Genomic DNA, 17,042 nt, shown 5'->3' on the forward strand with positions numbered 1-17,042 from the left:
CGGAACAGTGTCAACAGCGGGCGCGAAAAAGCCCCCGGCCGCAACGGCCTCGTGATCTGAGGTCGGCCGCGGCCGGGGGCTCCCCTCCCGGGGTCCGGATCTAGGCGGCGTCCCGCCCGGCCCGCTGCAGGGCGGGCTCGTCCGCGACGTCCTCCTCGTGCACGTACCGGCGCCCGCGCAGCAGCGACACCAGCGCCGCGACCAGCGACATCGCGATCGCCATGGTGAACACGATGACCAGGCCGTGGTGGAACGGCTCGGAGATCAGGTGCGGGAAGTACGAGCGCCCGGTCAGCGTCGCCACGTCGTCCGGCGCGAGACTGCCGAGCACGTGGAACGGCGCGAGCAGGTTCTGGATCGGGTTGTAGCCGAGGAACGCGGCGAACAGCGTGCCGACCGGCGGCAGCTCGCCGACCTGCGCCGCCGGCCCCGGCGGGACGCCGTGCTCCGTCAGCCCCTGCGTCAGCGTCCTCGGCAGCGCGTTGGACAGCCCCGCGATCATCAGCGAGAAGAACACGCCGATCGACAGCACCATGCCGGCGTTCATGAACGTGGCGCGCATGCCGGACGCGACGCCGCGCTGGTCCGCCGGGACGGAGTTCATGATCGCGGTGGTGTTGGGCGCGGCGAACAGCCCGGAGCCCACCCCGTTCAGGAAGATCAGCAGCGCGAACGTGGTGTACCCGAAGTCGGTCGGGATGACCAGCAGCCCGGCGAACGCGAGCGCCGACAGCACCAGCCCGCCGGACGCGAACGCGCGGGCGCCGTGCCGGTCGGACAGGTGCCCGGACAGCGGCCCCGCCACCAGGAACCCGGCGGTGAGCGGCAGCAGGTAGATGCCCGCCCACAGCGGCGTGTCCTCGTAGTCGTAGCCGTGCAGCGGCAGCCAGATGCCCTGCAGCCAGATGATCAGCATGAACTGCATCCCGCCGCGTGAGATCGCGGCGAGCAGCCCGGCCGCGTTCCCGGCCGTGAACGCCCGGATGCGGAACAGCGACAGGTGGAACATCGGCTGCTCCACCTTGGTCTCGATCCAGCAGAACAGCACCAGCATCGCGATGCCGCCGGCGATCCCGCCGATCACCCACGGGTTCGTCCAGCCCATGTCGTGCCCGCCGTACGGCTGGATGCCGTAGGTGATCGCGGCGAGCAGCGCGGTCAGCCCGACCGCGAACGTCGCGTTGCCGAGCCAGTCGATCTTCGCGGCGACCGCCCTCCGCGCGGTCTCGACCAGGCTGCGGTAGGCCCAGAGCGTCCCGACGATGCCGATCGGCGCGGACGCGAAGAAGACCAGCCGCCAGTTGATCTCGCTGAGCAGGCCGCCGGCGACGAGCCCGATGAACGTCCCGGCGATCCCGGCGACCTGGTTGACGCCCATCGCCATCCCCCGCCGGTGCGCCGGGAAGGCGTCGGTGAGGATCGCCGCCGAGTTCGCCATGAGCATGGCGCCGCCGATGCCCTGGAACACCCGCCAGCCGATGAGCCATATCGCCCCGGCGCTCTCGTGCAGCGGATCGAGCGCCAGCAGGAGCGTCCCGACCGTGAACACCGCGAACCCGGCGTTGTACATCCGGACGCGTCCGAACATGTCCCCGAGCCGGCCGAGCGTGACGACCAGCACCGCCGAGACGAGCATGTAGCCCATCAGGATCCACAGCAGGTAGCTGACGTTGCCCGGCTCCAGCGGGTTCAGGTGGATGCCGCGAAAGATCGCCGGCAGCGAGATGATCACGATCGAGGAGTTGACCGTGGCCAGCAGCATGCCGAGCGTTGTGTTGCTCAGCGCGACCCACGGATAGTGCTTGGACGGCACGCGTACCCCCGGCAGATAGTTTCCTACGCTAACTAATCATAAACCCGGCGTTCCATGCCATCGCGACGAACGACCTGGAACCCTCACCAGAGCGCGCCCAGGGTGCGACCACTCCGCCGGCCCGCGCCCCATCAACCCACCACCGGGTCGGCGATGATTCGCTCCAGTACCCGGCTCTGGAAGCCCTCAGGATCGGGGCTCGACAGGCGGGCCATGGTCGCGAGCGCCTTCCACAGCGCCCACCCGCGCGCCCGCCGCCAGGCGTCGTCCGGCAGCCCGACCGCCTCCCGGAAGACCTTCCGTTCGGCGCCGTCGAAGAACGTCCACGCCATGACCAGGTCGCAGGCGGGATCGCCGACGCCGCACGTGCCGAAGTCGATGACCGCGGACAGCACCCCGCCGGTCGTGAGCAGATTGCCGACCGCGACGTCCCCGTGGAACCACACCGGCGCCTCCGGCCACGCCGACCCCAGGGCGTCCGCCCACACGGCCCGGCATGCGGCCACATCGACCGCGTTCCCGAGCGCGTCCAGCGCGGACTCCACTTCATGGCCGTACACGCTGGGGTGGCAGCCGCGGTAGTAGGAGTGCGGACCGCCGAAGGGCCCCCTCTCGGGCGCCTCGCGCAGCGCGGCGAGGAAGGCGCCGAGGTCGCGGGCCAGCCGGATCCGGTCGACGTCCGCGGCGGTCTCCACCGTCTCCCCCGGCAGCCAGCGCCGCACCGACCACGGGAAGGGGTAGCAGAGGCCCGGCCGTCCGGTGGCGACCGGCACCGGCACGGGCAGCGGCAGGTGCCCCGCCAGCCTCGGCAGGCAGCGGTCCTCCTTCTCCACGGCGGGCACGTAGCCTTCGGCGCTGGGCAGCCGGACCACGAGCCCGTCGCCGAGCCGGAACGTCCGGTTGTCCCACCCCTGCCGCGGGACGGGCCGGACGGGAAGCCCGCCCCACTCGGGGAACTGCTCACGAACCAGGGCGCGAACGAGTTCCGCGTCCAGCTTCATAGTCAACCCTCACTGCCAGCCGTCGCCGCTTCCGATTGCCACGCCCGCCACACCGTGCCAGCGCGAAGAACCCGTCGGCAACGGCTTTTCGGGGCACCTCCCCCGGGCCTCTACTCAAATCGTGCGGCCGCCTAAGATCCGTCCGGTGGACGGAAAACACCGGCTCGACCTGACCGACGAGCGCCTCCAGGCGTTCTGGCGGGAGCGGCGCGTGTGCACGCTCGTCACGCTCCGCCCGGACGGGACCCCGCACGCCGTCCCGGTAGGCGCCACCCTGGACGCCGGCACCGTCCGCGTGATCACCTCGGCCGCCTCGGCGAAGGCCCGGCACGTCCGCGCCGCCGGCGAGTCCGGCCTCCCGGTAGCGGTGACCCAAGTGGACGGCCGCCGCTGGTCGACGATCGAAGGCCGCGCCACCCTCAAAACGGACCCGGCCTCCGTAGCGCACGCGGAACAGCTGTACACCGTCCGCTACAAACCACCACGCGCGAACCCGAACCGCGTGGTCATAGAAATCACCCCGACCCGCGCCCTAGGCAACCTCTGACCAGCCCCTCGGCCGGTGGGCCGCCCGGATCCGCTCACCCGGCCAGACAAGGCCCTGGGCACTGGCGCTGGAAGCCGGGCGTCGGCCACGTCACCCGTGGGGCCCAGCAGGTCGGAACGGCTTCGGCGACACCGTGGCCAGGACTCGCCCGAGGTCAGGAGCGCGCGTGAGGCCGGAGTGCGGCGAAGCTTCGCCAGATCATCGCGGCTGCTCAGCGGGACTGCCTCGGATGTCGTCTTGGAAGCGGACGTCAGTAACCGGCCCGACAGGTCAGCGAACGGGCTTCCGCGACATCACGGGCGCGGACTAAGCGGGGCTCGCGCGGCGCCAGGAGGGCGTCTCGGGCAAGGCGGTGCCGACGGTTCGGCCGAGGCTTACGGGCCGGCGGGTTGGCGGTGGGCTCTGGGTGAGGAGCGCCGGACGTGGCGGAGGCGTGGGCGGACGCTGTGCGATGTGGCGGTCCAGAGGTTGGAGGCGGGTGGAGTCCCTGAGGTGGGGTTATCGGGCGGCAGGACGCGGTAGACATAGCGGCCTGCGGTTTGATCCCGGGTGATGTGGATCTGCTTCGGATTGGCGTGTTTGAAGCGGTTGTGCCAGCCGCAGCAGAGGGTGAGTTTGTCGATGTCGGTGGGGCTTTGGCCGAGGGCCCAGCCGGTGACGTGGTCGACTTCGCACAGCGTCCCGGGCACCTCGCAGCCCTGGACCGCGCAGGTCGGATAGAGGGTCTGGAGGACCTGGCGTTGGGCGGGGCTGGCGAAGCGTTGCCGGTGACCGAGGTAGAGCGGAACGTTCCCGCGGCCCAGGATGAGGGCTGAGACCCCGGCCGCCAGAGCGATGCGGCGGGCCTGGGCGGCGGGGATCGGAGTGCCGTCGGTGAGGCGTGCCGGTGCGTGGCCGCCGGTGAGGGTTTCGAGGTCGCAGATGACGGTGACGCGGGTGGCCTTGTGTCCGTCCGACAGGACGCTCGTCAACGCGGAAGCCGTGCGCTCGGACAGGTCACGGCGGTCGTCGGCACCGGCCGGTTTGGCCAGGGGCGCGAGAGCACCGTCCCAGATCGCGGCGTCTTCGGCGTTGAGCCACCCCTTGACGTAGCGGCCGCCGTCCAATGACCGGGTCGTGTCGATCCAGGAGCGTTCGTAGCCGCGACGAGCGTCGTCGGGTGCCCGTTCGGAGCCGTCACGCTCGGCGATAAGATCAGTGATCTTGTTGCCGAAGGAGGCGACCTTCCCCGCGGAGAAGCCCTGCCCGGCCAGGTCGAGGAGGATCTCTTCAGCGGTCGCGCAGTCCTCGTCGTTCAGCCGCGCGACCGCTGCGCCGATGGTGGAGGCATATCCGTAGGACAGCTCACCTGTGGCCAGTCGACGCGCCACTTCGGGAAGACGGTGACGCTGGCGGGCGAGGTGGAGGCGTTCCTTGGCGCGGGCCTCACGCATGCCCAGGCGGGTGCGCAGCCATGCCAGCGTGGACGGCAGGCCCCACCGGCGCATCTCCGCGGAGGCGTCGACTCGTCCGATCAAAGCGGCCAGCGCACTCTCATGCTGGTCGGTGGCGCGCGCGAGGACCTCGGCCTGCGCCATGCACACGGCCGGTGAGGCGGACGCCTCGCGCCGAGCGAGTTCGGCCGCAATCGACGCCGCCGCGTCCACCAGTTCGCCGGTGGACATCGACGCGATGTCGATCTCGCTCGAACACATGACTCTATGCTATCGAATGATTGCGACCCTTATCGCCTCGTGCAGGTGAGAATATTGAGGCTCTCCGGATAGTCGGCAGACCGTCCAGCTATTTCTGCCCGGGAGTCCGATGCCAAGTGCACGCTGCCGCGAACCATTTGTCAGGAAATATCACCCCGCCTTCTCGCCGCCACCGTCGGGGCCGAAGGCCCCGACACCGTCACCCGGCAGCGGACACGAAGAGCCGCAACCCCGCGCAGACCCGCAGCTTGGACACCATCCCCAGCCGCCGACCCCAGCCGAAGTGACTCCAGCCCACGGCGACCTCAACTTGCGCGCCGACCCGCCAGTGGCCACCGCAACTGGGCACCCACCGCAACCACACAAATCCGAGAAAAGACCGCCGTCACCATTACCGCAAGCAGAACACTCGCTAGCAACGCAGGCCGATTTCCGCCCTGATCCAGCTCAATGAGGAACGCGGAGACCGTTTCGGAGCAGGCCCTCGATCCCTCATCCGAGGAGCCGGTCTGGGCCGATCAGCAGGCGTAGGCGACTCCGCAGCCGGAGATGGCCGTCGGCCCAGCCATGAAGCTGCCCTCCGCCACTCCGCCAAAGGCGTCTACACCGTTCAGGCAGGCGTACCAGAGCCCGTCTCCTCGAATGAAGGCGATGGCAGCGAAACGAGCTTCGACGACACCATTGACCAGCCTGAACAGGCTCTCGCACGGCATCAGAAATCCACATCGCGCTGAGTTGCAGCAATCTCCGCCAGGTCGAGTCGACGCAGATGATCGGCGGCCCGTCCCGAGGCACCGCCACAGAAAGCCGAGCGTCGGCCACGTCACGAAGAGCCCCGGCCGCTCACGAAGAGACCCGGCCCCTCACGAAGAGATCCCGCCGCTCACGAAGAGACCCGGCCACTCAACGAGAGGGGCTTCGGTGACATCGTGGACCTCTCCGAAGCGAACCTCGCACGAGGTCAGGAGTGCGCATCAGCTTGGGCGGTGGCTACGGCGGCCTGGCCGAGGCTTATGCCGCCGTCGTTCGGTGGGACGCGATGGTGCGTCAGTACCTTGAAGCCCGCGTCGGTGAGGCCGGATACCGCGCGTTCCAGCAAGAGCATGTTCTGGAAAACGCCGCCGGAGAGAGCGACTGTGCCGAGGCCGGTCTCCTCGCGGATTCGGGACGCGGCGTCCACTGTCAGCGCGGCGACGCCGTTGTGGAAGCGAGCCGCGATCGTTGGGACGGGGACGTTCGCGCGGAGGTCGGCCACCGCTGCGTTCAGCAGGTCGCCGCCGGCGACGGTGAAGACGGGTTTTGCGGTGATGGGTGCCGAGTACGCGGACCGGTCGGAAGGGTCGGCGCGTTGTTCGAGTTCGATCGCTGCTTGGCCCTCGTAGTTGATCCGGTCGCGGACGCCGAGGACGGCGGCTACCGCGTCGAACAGGCGGCCCATGCTTGAGGTGAGCGGTGCGTTGATGCGGCGCCGTGCCATTTCCGCGACCGTGGACCAGTCGGGGCGGCGCGCCACCGGCAGGTCTGAGGGTGCGCCGTATGCGGCGGCCATTCGCCAGGGCTCGCGGATCGCGGCGGCGCCGCCTGGCATCGGGACCGGTTCCAGGTGCCCGGCTCGTTCGAAACCGCGCAGGTCGGCGATGAGGAATTCGCCGCCCCAGAGGGTTCCGTCCGTCCCGTATCCGGTGCCGTCGAAGGCGACGCCGATGACCGGGCCGTCCGTTTCGTTGTCGGCCAGGCAGGACGCTATGTGCGCGTGGTGGTGCTGGACGGCGACGCCCGGCAGCTCCTGGTCGAGCGCGTACTTGGTCGACAGGTATTCGGGATGCGGGTCGTAGGCGATGACTTCCGGCTTGACGTCGAACAGCCGGCGGAAATGCTCGATGCCCTCTTCGAAGGCGCGGAGTGTCTCGTAGTTCTCCAGGTCGCCGATGTGGTGGGAGATGAATGCCCGGCCGTCGCGGGTCAGGCAGAACGTGTTCTTCAACTCGGCGCCGCATGCCAGGACCGGTCGCCCTTTTGCGATGGGCACGGGTTCCGGTGTGTAGCCGCGTGATCGGCGAATTGGGAGCGTCCGGCCGCGGAACACCCGCACCACCGAGTCGTCGGTACGGGTGTGGATGGCGCGGTCGTGGAGCAGGAAGGCGTCGGCGATGCCGGCGAGGCGGTGGAGTGCGTCGTCGTCGCGGTGAGCGATCGGCTCGTCTGAGACGTTTCCGCTGGTCAAGACGGTTGGTTCGGTGATGAGGAGGTGGTGCAGGGGGGTGTAGGGCAGCATCAGGCCGATGTGTCCGTTGCCGGGCGCGACTCCGGAGGCGACTGCCGCGTCCGGGCGGCGGCGGGCCAGGACGATCGGGCGTCTAGGGCCTGCCAGCAGCTCCTCCTCCGCCGCGGAGAGCACGCAGAGATCACGGGCGGCGGCCAGGTCGGGGACCATCACGGCGAAGGGCTTGTCCTCGCGGTGCTTGCGCGAGCGGAGCGCGGCGACCGCGTCCTCTGACGCGGCTCGGGCGGCCAGGTGGTAGCCGCCCAGGCCCTTCACCGCGAGGACGGCGCCGCCCGCGAGCAGGTCGCGGGCTGCGGGGAGGGGATCGCCGGCGTGCGGGTGCAAGGTGAGGGCCGGGCCGCAGGACGGGCAGCACACCGGCTGGGCGTGGAACCGCCGGTCGGCCGGGTCCTCGTACTCGGCGGCGCACGGACCGCACATCGCGAAGCCCGCCATGGTCGTGTACGGACGGTCGTAGGGGACGTCCCTCACGATCGTGAAGCGCGGCCCGCAGTTCGTGCAGTTGATGAACGGGTACCGGTAGCGCCGGTCGCCGGGGTCGTGGAGTTCGCGCAGGCAGTCGTCGCAGGTCGCGGAGTCCCAGGAGACCAGTGCGCGACGCTCCCCCGACGCGTCGCTGCCCACGATCGCGAACCCGTCGCGTCCTTCCGCGTCCAACCGGCGGGTGGTGACGCGTTCGACGACGGCGAGCCGGGGCGGGCGCGTGCGCAGCCCTTCGAGGAACCGTCCGACCACGTCGGGGGCGCCCTCGACCTCGATGAACACGCCGCGCGCGTCGTTGCCCACCAGGCCGGACAGTCCGAGCCCGGTCGCGAGCCCGTGCACGAAAGGGCGGAACCCGACGCCCTGCACGACCCCCTCGACCCGGACGCCCACTCTGACATCCACCCCGCCAATCCTTCCCGGCGCCCCGCCTAAGGCTTGGAAAGGAGGCACAAGGTACGTCCTACTCCCCGTCAAGAAGGCGGGACGCCGGGTCGCGCGACCCTCGATACGAAGGCTGCTACTGGGCGGAGGTCACCCCCTCCTACCGGGCGGAGGTCACTCCCTCCTACCGGGCGGAGGTCACTCCGCTTCTCCGGTGTAGGCGGCGATGGTGCGGTCGGCGCAGGCGCGGGCGGTGGCCTCGTCGGCGCCGGACGCCACGTGGGCTTCCCGCCATGCCTCGCCGCTCTGCCGGCTGAACTCCTTGCCCTCGTCCGTCGTGGCCCAGTCGGGGCCGACCTCCTCCGGGGCGTTCTTGCCGGTCGCCAGGTGCAGGGCGAGGCCGAGCAGCCCCATGTCCCAGCCGATGCCGACGGCGCCCGGGCCGAACTGGTCCCACATGTCGTCGTCGACGTGGGCGATGTGCTCCAGCTCGAAGCGCGCCCGGCCGTCCGGTTCCGGGGTCAGGCGGACCTCGATCCAGGACGTCTGGCCGCCGTACTCCCAGGTCGCGGAGTAGCTCTTGGGCGGATCGCACGTCTCGATCGTCCCGCCGGCGTTGCCTTCGAGCTGGTAGCGGCCGCCGAGCCGGAGGTCGCCGGAGATCGGCAGGAACCAGCGGGGGATCCGCTCCGGGTTGGTGACGGCGTCCCACAGGTCCTCGACGTCGGTGTCGTAGACCTGGCTGACGGTCGCCGTGCGCGCGGTGCCGGCCTCCAGCACCCGCTCGCCGACCTTGCGCCGTACCGCGTTGATCTGCCCCGTGACTTCGATCATGCTTCGCTCCCTGGGTCGTTGCGGCGTGCGCGCTTGCCTCGGGCGATCTCGGTCGCCAGGGCGTCGAGATGCGGTGTCCAGAACCGGCGGAACCGGTCGAGCCAGGCGTCGACCTCGCGCAGCGGCGCGGCGTCGACCGCGTACAGCCGGCGTGTCCCCTCCGCCCGCACCACCGCGAACCCGCTGTCGCGCAGCACCTTCAGATGCTGCGACACCGCGGGCTGCGAGATCCCGAACTCCTCCCGGACGACCGCCGTGACCTCGCCGGACGACCGCTCGCCGTCGGCGAGCAGCTCCAGAATCCGGCGCCGCACGGGGTCGCCCAGCACATCGAACGCGTGCACGAGACTCAAAGTACAGCCTTCACTTATATAAGCCAATACTTAAGAAAGATCATCCGCCCGAGTCGCGTCGAGTGGCGGGCGGGCCTCGTCCTCGGGCGGAGCGGCGGAGGAGTCCCCCTCCGCCGCCTCGTCGGTCGCGCGGAGGTCGTCCGCCAGTTCCCGCGCGTTCTCGTACCGTGCGGCGGGGTCGGCGGCCGTCGCCCGGTCGATCACGCGGCGCAGCCCCGCCGAGACCGGCAGGGACGCGGTGTCGAGCGGGATGCCGTGCTGCAACTCCTCCATCACCTCGTGCGCGGGCCGCTCGGCGAACGGATGCCGGCCGGTCAGGCAGACGTACAGGACGACGCCGAGCGCGTAGATGTCGACGCGGCCGTCCACGGGCGCGCCGCGTGCCTGCTCCGGCGCCATGTACAGCGGTGTGCCGACGACCACGCCGATCTGGGTGTCCCAGGACTCAAGGTTTTTCTCGACCGACTTCGCGATGCCCAGATCGATGAGGACGGGCCCCTGGCCGCGCACCATGATGATGTTGCCGGGTTTGATGTCGAGCCGCGCCAGCCCCTGGGAGTGCAGGTAGCCGAGCACCTCCGCCATGGTGATCGCGATGCCGACCGCCTCGCCCGGCGGCAGCCCGCCCGCCGGCCCCGTCCGCGACCCCGCGACGAGGTCGCTGAGCGATTCGCCCTGGAGGTACTCCATGACGATGGCGAACCCGTCCTCCTGCTCGACGATGTCGAACACCTCCACCACATTCGGGTGGCGGACGGACTTGCTGATCTCCGCCTCGCGCCTGAACCGCCGGACGGCGTTGCCGTCGTCGGCCAGGGCGGTGCGCAGCAGTTTGACGGCCACCACGCGCTGCAGCACCAGGTCGAAGCCCTCGTACACCGAGCTCATCCCGCCCTCGCCGATCAGGCGGCGCAGCTCGTAGCGGTCGCCCAGCCCCTTGCGCCGCAGCTCCGGTGCGGGCCGGGCGGCCGGCCGAGGCTCGGACGGCCCGGAGGAGGGACGGGGAAGAGGCGGCTCGTGCCGGTCCGCCCCCGAGGGAGGCGGCCGGCGGAGGGTGACGGTGCTGTCCCCCAGCATCTGCGGGGACAGCGTGAACTCCAGTTCGGCGCGCTCGGTCTGGCTCGTCACGGCGAGCCCGCGGAGGCGCCGCATCGTGTCGTCCGCCAGCCGGTAGGAGGTGAGCCGGGAGTCCGAGACGTCCACGACGAACGTCGAATCGGCGTCGACCCGGCGGACGACTGCCAGGACGCCTGTCCGTTCCAGGTGCTCCAGGAGCAGGTCCACGGCGGCGGGCGTGATCCGCAGGAGCGCGTCGAAGTCCCCCTCCTCGACGGCCTTCACGATGTCGGAGGAGGTGAACGGCAGGCCGTCGCTGCGCAGGATCCAGTCGAGGACGTAGTAGCCGCCGAGGCGCCACCGGTCCTGGTCTATCTCGGTGGGGAACACCTTCCCGCGCGTGTCGGCGAAGAAGGCGCGGAGCGTGTCCTCCATCTGCGCGTAGAACGCGACCTTGCCCCAGTCGGCGTCGGTTATCCGCAGCCGGGGCCGGCCATGCCGCCACACCACGAAGGTGTGCAGTTCTTGCAGGAGCCGGCGCAGGACGCCGCGGGCCTTGAAGGCGAGGTAGCGGCGCAGCGCGTCCAGCGGCTCCCTGGCCGCCTCGTCCACGGGCCCGTCGACGAGGCCGTCCAGCAGGACGGACGGCGCGTCCCAGTTGCACGGGGTGTAGAGCCGCCAGGCGAAGACGCTCTCGTAGACGCTGTTGCCCCGGCCCGAGTCGAGGAGCACCTGGTCCTGCAAGTCGGGCCCGGCGACCATCAGGTAGTAGGCGCCCGGCATCGTCACGACGTTCTTCATGCCGCCGAGGAGCTTCTCGACCACCGCCATGCCGTCCTGGACGGCGGTCAGCTTGTCCATCTCGTCCAGGACGACGACCAGGCTGATCGGGAACGGCCCACGCCGGGACCTGCCGAGGCCGCGCAGGGGGCCGCGCAGGAGGCCGCGGGGTGGGGGCGGGGCGGCGGACAGCATGCGGACGACGCGCATCATGTCGTGTTCGACGTCGGTCTCGGAGTACGCCAGGAACGCCGCCTCCGTCGCCAGTGACCGGGTCCGCTTGGCCGAGAGGCCGACCTTGGGCAGCGAGACGCCGGTGGATCCGGCGAGCTTCGCGGCGAGCGCCGACATGCCGATGTCGGCGGTGGCCGTCCGCTCGGTGGCGTCGGAGCGCATCTCCTTGAACGACAGCGACGTCCGCATGTAGGTCAGGAGGAGCGCCTGCCTGGTGGTGTCCGGCAGCGTCTCGAAAGCGCCCGCCTCGTTCAGCGCCTCGAAGACCCGGCGGACGATCGCGAACAGCAGATGCTCGGTGGACATCGGGCGCGCCACGCTCAGCACCACGGGCAGGACGCGGCGTCCGGGCGGAGGGTCTCGTTCCAGATCTTCCAGCACGCGCTGGACGAGCGTGGTCTTGCCGACCCCGCGGAACCCGGAGATGAGGAACGTGCCGCCCCGGGAGAACGTGATCCGCTCCCGCAGCGCCTCCGCCAGGGACCCGTCCGCGAGGTCGGGCAGGCCGGGTTCGGCGCGGCTCAGCGGCTCGTGGACGTAGCGGAAGCCGTCGCGCAGCGGGACGTCCAGAATCGCGGCGTCGTCGGCGTCCCGCCGGGGCGGCGGCAGCGGCGGCGGGCTGCGCCGCCGTCGCGCGCCGAAGGCGAGCCGCGCGAGGTCCAGGGTCTTCAGGTAGGCGGAGGCGACCATGGCGAGCGGGGGCTTCGCGAGCCAGAGCCGGATCGCGGCCGACCTGCCGCGCGGTGCCCTCCGGGCGTGCTCGCGCGTGAAGCGGTGCGTGCTCTCCGCTTCACCGGGCGCCATGACCGCCTCCGCCGCGGCGGTGGGCCCGGCGCCGATGGCGTACGCCGGCGGATGGTGCCGCGCCGACCGCCCGGACTCTCACGGCCGGCCGCGGACGGGTCGCGGATCGGCCGCGACCGCGCATCGGCCCCCTCGGGCCGGGCGGCGCACCGATCGCGTCTCCAAGCACATGCTCATTTTTCCCGCAGGCGCGGGAGTCCGCCGGGTCAACGGCTACTTGTGGACAACAGTTCTTCGAAGGGAACCGGGTTCTCGTACGGGTCGTCCTTCGCCGGGGCCGGACGCGCCTCCATCAGGGCCGCGAGTTCGGCGCCGGCGCGGGCGACGCGGTCCGGGAGGGCGGTGTCGGCGCTCCCCCAGTCCTCGGACGCCGCGTAGACGGCGGTCGGGACGACGCTGGTGCGCAGGTAGGCGAACAGCGGCCGCATGGCGTAGTCGATGGCCAGGGAGTGGCGGGCGGTGCCGCCGGTCGCGCCGAGCAGCACCGGCTTGCCTTCCAGGGCGTCCCGGTCGAGGACGTCGAAGAACGTCTTGAACAGGCCGGTGTAGGACGCGTTGAAGACGGGTGTGACGGCGATGAGGCCGTCCGCGCCCGTCACGGTCTCGACGGCGGCGCGGAACGCCCCCGACGGGAAGCCGGTCAGGGTGGCGTCGACCATGGCGTGCGCGTGGTCGCGCAGCTCGATCGTCTCGACGGCGGTGTCGCCGCGCAGGGCCTCGGCGGTCGCGGCGGCGAGGCGGTCGGCGAGCAGCCGGGTGGACGACGGCCGCCCGAGACCGGCGGAGACGACGGCGAGCGTGGTCACTTGACCCCCTCTGCGGGGAGGGCGGCGAGACGGGACGCGTGGGTCGGGGCGGTCGCCGGGACGTGCGCCGGGCGGAGCGCCTCGAACTCCTTGCGCAGCACCGGGACGACCTCCTCGCCCAGCATGTCGAGCTGCTCCAGGACGGTCTTCAGCGGCAGCCCCGCGTGGTCCATCAGGAACAGCTGGCGCTGGTAGTCGCCGAAGTGGTCGCGGAACGTCAGCGTCTTGTCGATCACCTGCTGCGGGCTGCCGACGGTGAGCGGCGTCTCGGCGGTGAACTCCTCCAGGGACGGCCCGTGCCCGTAGACGGGGGCGTTGTCGAAGTACGGGCGGAACTCGCGGACGGCGTCCTGGGAGTTCTTCCGCATGAAAACCTGCCCGCCGAGGCCGACGATGGCCTGGTCGGCGGAGCCGTGCCCGTAGTGCTCGAAACGCTGCCGGTACAGGCCGATCAGGCGCTGGAAGTGCTCCTTCGGCCAGAAGATGTGGTTGGCGAAGAAGCCGTCGCCGTAGTAGGCGGCCTGCTCGGCGATCTCCGGGCTGCGGATCGAGCCGTGCCACACGAACGGCGGCACCCCGTCCAGCGGGCGCGGCGTCGAGGTGAACGACTGCAGCGGCGTGCGGAACTTGCCCTCCCAGTCGACGACGTCCTCGCGCCAGAGCCGGTGCAGGAGGTGGTAGTTCTCGATGGCGAGCGGGATGCCGTCGCGGATGTCCTTGCCGAACCACGGGTAGACGGGTCCGGTGTTGCCGCGCCCCATCATCAGGTCCACCCGGCCGTCGGCGAGGTGCTGGAGCATCGCGTAGTCCTCGGCGATCTTCACCGGGTCGTTGGTGGTGATCAGCGTCGTCGCGGTGGACAGGATGAGCCGCTCGGTGCGGGCCGCGATGTAGCCGAGCATCGTCGTCGGGGAGGACGGGACGAACGGCGGGTTGTGGTGCTCGCCGGTCGCGAAGACGTCCAGCCCGACCTCCTCGGCCTTGAGGGCGATGGTCACCATGGCCTTGATCCGCTCGGCCTCGGTGGGGACGCGGCCGTCGGTCGGATCGGGGGTGACGTCGCCGACCGAGAAGATCCCGAACTGCATGGCGGCCTCCGAGATAGTAGAACGTTCAATCATTCTATCGGAACCGCGCGCGGCGGGCCCGTATTCCTGCCGCGTCAGGCCGCGCGGGCGACGTCCCGTTCGAGCGCGTCGACCGGCCAGGCGCCGACCGTCCCGGCGGGGCGGCGAGACGCTGAGCCTGCGTCCGGGGGAGCCGTCCCCGCCGGGGTGGCTGATCACGCGCACGCCCGGCGGGCCGGTCTGGGAGCACGGGTCCGCGGACGCGGACGTGACCGCCACCGGGCCCGTCCAGGACCTGCTGCCGGTGTCGGCGCGCCGGCTCGCCCCGGACGACGCCGCCGAGGTGAAGGCGACCGGCGACGCGTCGCTCCTGGAGCACTGGCTCGCCCACTCGGCGGTCTGGCCGGACGCCGTCGCCGTCAGGTGCCCGTCGCGAACCACATCTGGTCTGACGGGCCGCCGGGGGGGAATGCTCGGGTACATGATCGGTGAACACGTGCTCGCCGGATACGTTCCCGACGCGGGCGGGCGGGAGGCGCTCGACCTCGCGCGCGGCATCGTCGCGCTGACCGGCGGCCGGCTGAGCGTGGCGCACGTCCACCCGCCGGACCTGCCGGCCGCCGCCGGGGAGGCCCGCGCGGTCCTGGACCCGCTCGCCGACCTCCTGGACGGCCAGCCGGCCGACCTGATCGTCCAGGAGGGGCGCAGCGTCGGGCGCGGGCTCACCGTGCTCGCCAGCCGGATCGGCGCCGATCTGATCGTCGTCGGCTCCCCCGAGGGCGGCGCCCGCGGCCGCATCGGCGTCGGCGCCGCCGCCGACCACCTGCTGCACTCGGCGACCGAGGCGGTGATGCTCGCGCCGTCCGGCTACAGCCCGCCGGACGAGCTCGGCCGGATCACCGTCATGTACGTCCGGCGGCCCCAGTGCGACGAGGCGGTCATCCGCGCCGCGCAGGCCGCCGAGCGCCTGGACGTCCCGCTCCGGCTGGTCACCCTCGCCATCGGGGACGTGGACGGCGACCCGCTCCGCGACGACCTGGCGCTCGCCATCCGGCTCGCCCTCGACTCGGCCGACCTGCTCCCCGAGGAGGTGTCCGCCGAGCTCGCCGAGGGCGACGACGTCGCCGACGCCCTGGACGACGTCGACTGGCCCGAGGGCGAGCTCCTCGTCTGCGCGTCCAGCGAGGACGCCGCCGCCCACCGCGTCTTCCTGGGGGAGGTCGCGCTGAAGGTCCTGCGGGCGGCCCCGTGTCCGGTCACCGTCCTCCCGCGTGGCTACTACTGAGTAGTCCGTTTTGACCGTTTACCCGGAACAGGTTGCCGCCCGTCGTTTACCTGCATTACATTCCGTCGAGATCGGAACGTGACCATTGGAACGGTCGTTTCAGACGACGGGGCACAGACAGGGCACGTTCCTCCCCCCGGTCGGGCGCACCCTGCCCGAACGAGCGAGGCGCTGGGAGCGAGATGGACCCGATCGGCAAGAAGCTGCTCGACATCGCCAAGAAGGAGCTCGGCTACACCGAGCACGGCGACGGCTACACCAAGTTCGGCGAGTGGTACCGCAAGAACGTCGACGGCGACCACGACGAGTACTTCTCCACCGCCCCCTGGTGCGACATGTTCCTCGCCTGGGCCGCCGACAAGGCCGACGTCACCGACCAGGCCGGGCAGTTCGCCTCGACCGTCGAGCACGCCAAGTGGTTCAAGAAGCACGACGCCTGGGGCCACGACCCCGAACCCGGCGCCATCGTCTTCTACGACTGGAACGGATCCCACGATATCGACCAGATCGACCACGTCGGCATCGTCGAGAAGGTCGACGGGCACACCCTCCACACCATCGAGGGCAACGCCGAGGGCTACAAGCTCATGCGCAAGACCCGCGACACCGGCACCGTCGTGGGCTACGGGTACCCGTCCAAGGTCAAGGTCGAGGCCAAGTACACCCCCAAGCACGCCGCCCCCGCCCCCACCGTCGACCAGGTCGGCGCCCCGGTCACGTCCACGCACACCCACGAGGCCGAGCACAACGGCGCCGCCGAGCCGCTCCCCGCCCAGGACGTCGTCCTCGGCGGCATCCTCGCCTTCATCCTCTGCGGCACCGTCGCGCTCGCCGCCGGCCGCGCCGCCGCCGCCAAGGCCCCCACCTCCCCGCCGATCCGCGTCCGCAAGCGCGGCAAGCACCACCGCCCGTCCACCCCCGTCGCCCTCCCGGCCGACGTCACCCCCGCCGACCTCGACGCCGCGGACGCCGGCACCACCCTCATGCCCGCCCTCTCCCTCGCCGCCGCCCACGAGGCCGAGGACCGCGAGTTCTGGGGCCGCATCGCCCACCTCGAAGAGGACAAGGAACTCGACTTCTGGAACACCCTCCACGCCGAACTCACCGAGGAGACCCCCGCTCTGTACGCAAGCACTCCAGGATTCCGCTAGAGTTGTCCATGCGAGCCCGGAGGGCGACCTCCGGACCGGCACGCGGACGTGGCTCAGTTGGTAGAGCATCACCTTGCCAAGGTGAGGGTCGCGGGTTCGAATCCCGTCGTCCGCTCTGAGAGGCCCCATCAGGTCTCGCTCTGGTGGAGTGGCCGAGAGGCGAGGCAACGGCCTGCAAAGCCGTGTACACGGGTTCAAATCCCGTCTCCACCTCGCATCGCAAGGGCGATTAGCTCAGTGGGAGAGCGCTACCTTGACACGGTAGAGGCCACTGGTTCAATCCCAGTATCGCCCACTTCGGAGTTGGGAGTGGTGTGCTCGGAGCTTTGTGGCTCCTTCGCCGCCACTCCTTCGTCGTGTTCATCCGGGGGGCGACCCCCGGGCCCCCGGTGTAGCGGCCCTGGAACGACGGGTCGGTGGAGAGGTACAGCTCGGACAGGAAGACCGCGCCTGTGACGGGGTCGCG

Annotated in this window: 13 protein-coding genes and 3 tRNA genes; 6 read left to right on the forward strand and 10 right to left on the reverse strand. The window is 70.9% G+C overall.

From position 1 onward, the window contains the following. Nucleotides 1-100: 100 nt before the first annotated feature. On the reverse strand, nucleotides 101-1,813 hold the full coding sequence (locus ABTW95_RS25215) for an MFS transporter (RefSeq protein ID WP_396449235.1): 1,713 nt from the start codon (nucleotides 1,811-1,813) through the stop codon (nucleotides 101-103). A gap of 131 nt (nucleotides 1,814-1,944) precedes the next feature. Then, nucleotides 1,945-2,814 (reverse strand): aminoglycoside phosphotransferase family protein, encoded by an 870-nt coding sequence (locus ABTW95_RS25220; protein ID WP_500227564.1) that lies wholly within the window; start codon nucleotides 2,812-2,814, stop codon nucleotides 1,945-1,947. Nucleotides 2,815-2,959: 145 nt separating this feature from the next. Here ABTW95_RS25220 and ABTW95_RS25225 point away from each other — a divergent pair, with 145 nt between their 5' ends. Further along, nucleotides 2,960-3,361 (forward strand): PPOX class F420-dependent oxidoreductase, encoded by a 402-nt coding sequence (locus ABTW95_RS25225; RefSeq protein ID WP_396449233.1) that lies wholly within the window; start codon nucleotides 2,960-2,962, stop codon nucleotides 3,359-3,361. A gap of 374 nt (nucleotides 3,362-3,735) precedes the next feature. Here the strand turns inward: ABTW95_RS25225 and ABTW95_RS25230 are convergent, their stop codons facing one another. The 8 genes from ABTW95_RS25230 to ABTW95_RS25265 form a co-directional block, all read right to left on the reverse strand. Continuing rightward, nucleotides 3,736-5,055: an HNH endonuclease signature motif containing protein gene (locus tag ABTW95_RS25230; protein WP_500227565.1), complete on the reverse strand. Its 1,320-nt coding sequence runs from the start codon at nucleotides 5,053-5,055 to the stop codon at nucleotides 3,736-3,738. 518 nt (nucleotides 5,056-5,573) lie between these two features. Next, nucleotides 5,574-5,768, reverse strand: a complete 195-nt coding sequence (locus ABTW95_RS25235; RefSeq protein WP_500227566.1) for a hypothetical protein — start codon at nucleotides 5,766-5,768, stop codon at nucleotides 5,574-5,576. 248 nt (nucleotides 5,769-6,016) lie between these two features. After that, nucleotides 6,017-8,227 carry a carbamoyltransferase HypF gene (gene hypF, locus ABTW95_RS25240; protein WP_500227567.1) on the reverse strand — a complete coding sequence of 737 codons (2,211 nt, stop codon included), beginning with the start codon at nucleotides 8,225-8,227 and terminating at the stop codon, nucleotides 6,017-6,019. A 177-nt stretch (nucleotides 8,228-8,404) separates the two neighbouring features. Continuing rightward, the gene (locus ABTW95_RS25245; RefSeq protein WP_396449230.1) at nucleotides 8,405-9,040 is read right to left on the reverse strand and encodes an SRPBCC family protein; all 636 of its coding nucleotides are present in this window, start codon (nucleotides 9,038-9,040) and stop codon (nucleotides 8,405-8,407) included. Then, nucleotides 9,037-9,384, reverse strand: a complete 348-nt coding sequence (locus ABTW95_RS25250) for an ArsR/SmtB family transcription factor (protein ID WP_500227568.1) — start codon at nucleotides 9,382-9,384, stop codon at nucleotides 9,037-9,039. The genes ABTW95_RS25245 and ABTW95_RS25250 overlap by 4 nt, the downstream gene beginning before the upstream one ends. 39 nt (nucleotides 9,385-9,423) lie before the next feature. After that, nucleotides 9,424-12,267 carry a serine/threonine-protein kinase gene (locus ABTW95_RS25255; RefSeq protein WP_500227569.1) on the reverse strand — a complete coding sequence of 948 codons (2,844 nt, stop codon included), beginning with the start codon at nucleotides 12,265-12,267 and terminating at the stop codon, nucleotides 9,424-9,426. Between the two features lie 206 nt (nucleotides 12,268-12,473). Then, nucleotides 12,474-13,073 carry an FMN reductase gene (locus tag ABTW95_RS25260; protein WP_396449227.1) on the reverse strand — a complete coding sequence of 200 codons (600 nt, stop codon included), beginning with the start codon at nucleotides 13,071-13,073 and terminating at the stop codon, nucleotides 12,474-12,476. Then, nucleotides 13,070-14,161, reverse strand: a complete 1,092-nt coding sequence (locus ABTW95_RS25265; protein ID WP_396449226.1) for an LLM class flavin-dependent oxidoreductase — start codon at nucleotides 14,159-14,161, stop codon at nucleotides 13,070-13,072. Before ABTW95_RS25265 ends, ABTW95_RS25260 begins: the two co-directional genes overlap by 4 nt. Nucleotides 14,162-14,408: 247 nt before the next feature. On the opposite strand from ABTW95_RS25265, the gene ABTW95_RS25270 reads away from it, so the two are divergent. The 5 genes from ABTW95_RS25270 to ABTW95_RS25290 all read left to right on the forward strand — a co-directional run bounded on the left by ABTW95_RS25270 (nucleotide 14,409) and on the right by ABTW95_RS25290 (nucleotide 16,871). Beyond that, nucleotides 14,409-15,425 carry a universal stress protein gene (locus tag ABTW95_RS25270; protein WP_500227570.1) on the forward strand — a complete coding sequence of 339 codons (1,017 nt, stop codon included), beginning with the start codon at nucleotides 14,409-14,411 and terminating at the stop codon, nucleotides 15,423-15,425. A 182-nt stretch (nucleotides 15,426-15,607) separates the two neighbouring features. Continuing rightward, a complete protein-coding gene (locus ABTW95_RS25275; protein ID WP_396449223.1) occupies nucleotides 15,608-16,576 on the forward strand; it encodes a CHAP domain-containing protein in 969 nt (322 codons plus the stop codon). 42 nt (nucleotides 16,577-16,618) lie between these two features. After that, nucleotides 16,619-16,691 (forward strand) — tRNA-Gly (locus tag ABTW95_RS25280). Between the two features lie 27 nt (nucleotides 16,692-16,718). After that, nucleotides 16,719-16,789: transfer RNA gene (locus tag ABTW95_RS25285), tRNA-Cys, on the forward strand. A 10-nt stretch (nucleotides 16,790-16,799) separates the two neighbouring features. After that, nucleotides 16,800-16,871 (forward strand) — tRNA-Val (locus ABTW95_RS25290). Nucleotides 16,872-17,042: the final 171 nt, after the last annotated feature.

The sequence above is a fragment of the Spirillospora sp. NPDC127506 genome, from assembly GCF_040302145.1.
Classification (GTDB): Bacteria; Actinomycetota; Actinomycetes; order Streptosporangiales; family Streptosporangiaceae; genus Spirillospora.

Bases quoted from the DNA above. Each gene is read 5' to 3' on its own strand.
- ABTW95_RS25220 (WP_500227564.1), bottom strand. From the start codon at position 2,814: ATGAAGCTGGACGCGGAACTCGTTCGCGCCCTGGTTCGTGAGCAGTTC.
- ABTW95_RS25230 (WP_500227565.1), bottom strand. From the start codon at position 5,055: ATGTGTTCGAGCGAGATCGACATCGCGTCGATGTCCACCGGCGAACTG.
- ABTW95_RS25235 (WP_500227566.1), bottom strand. From the start codon at position 5,768: ATGCCGTGCGAGAGCCTGTTCAGGCTGGTCAATGGTGTCGTCGAAGCT.
- ABTW95_RS25245 (WP_396449230.1), bottom strand. From the start codon at position 9,040: ATGATCGAAGTCACGGGGCAGATCAACGCGGTACGGCGCAAGGTCGGC.
- ABTW95_RS25255 (WP_500227569.1), bottom strand. From the start codon at position 12,267: ATGGCGCCCGGTGAAGCGGAGAGCACGCACCGCTTCACGCGCGAGCAC.
- ABTW95_RS25265 (WP_396449226.1), bottom strand. From the start codon at position 14,161: ATGCAGTTCGGGATCTTCTCGGTCGGCGACGTCACCCCCGATCCGACC.
- ABTW95_RS25275 (WP_396449223.1), top strand. From the start codon at position 15,608: ATGGACCCGATCGGCAAGAAGCTGCTCGACATCGCCAAGAAGGAGCTC.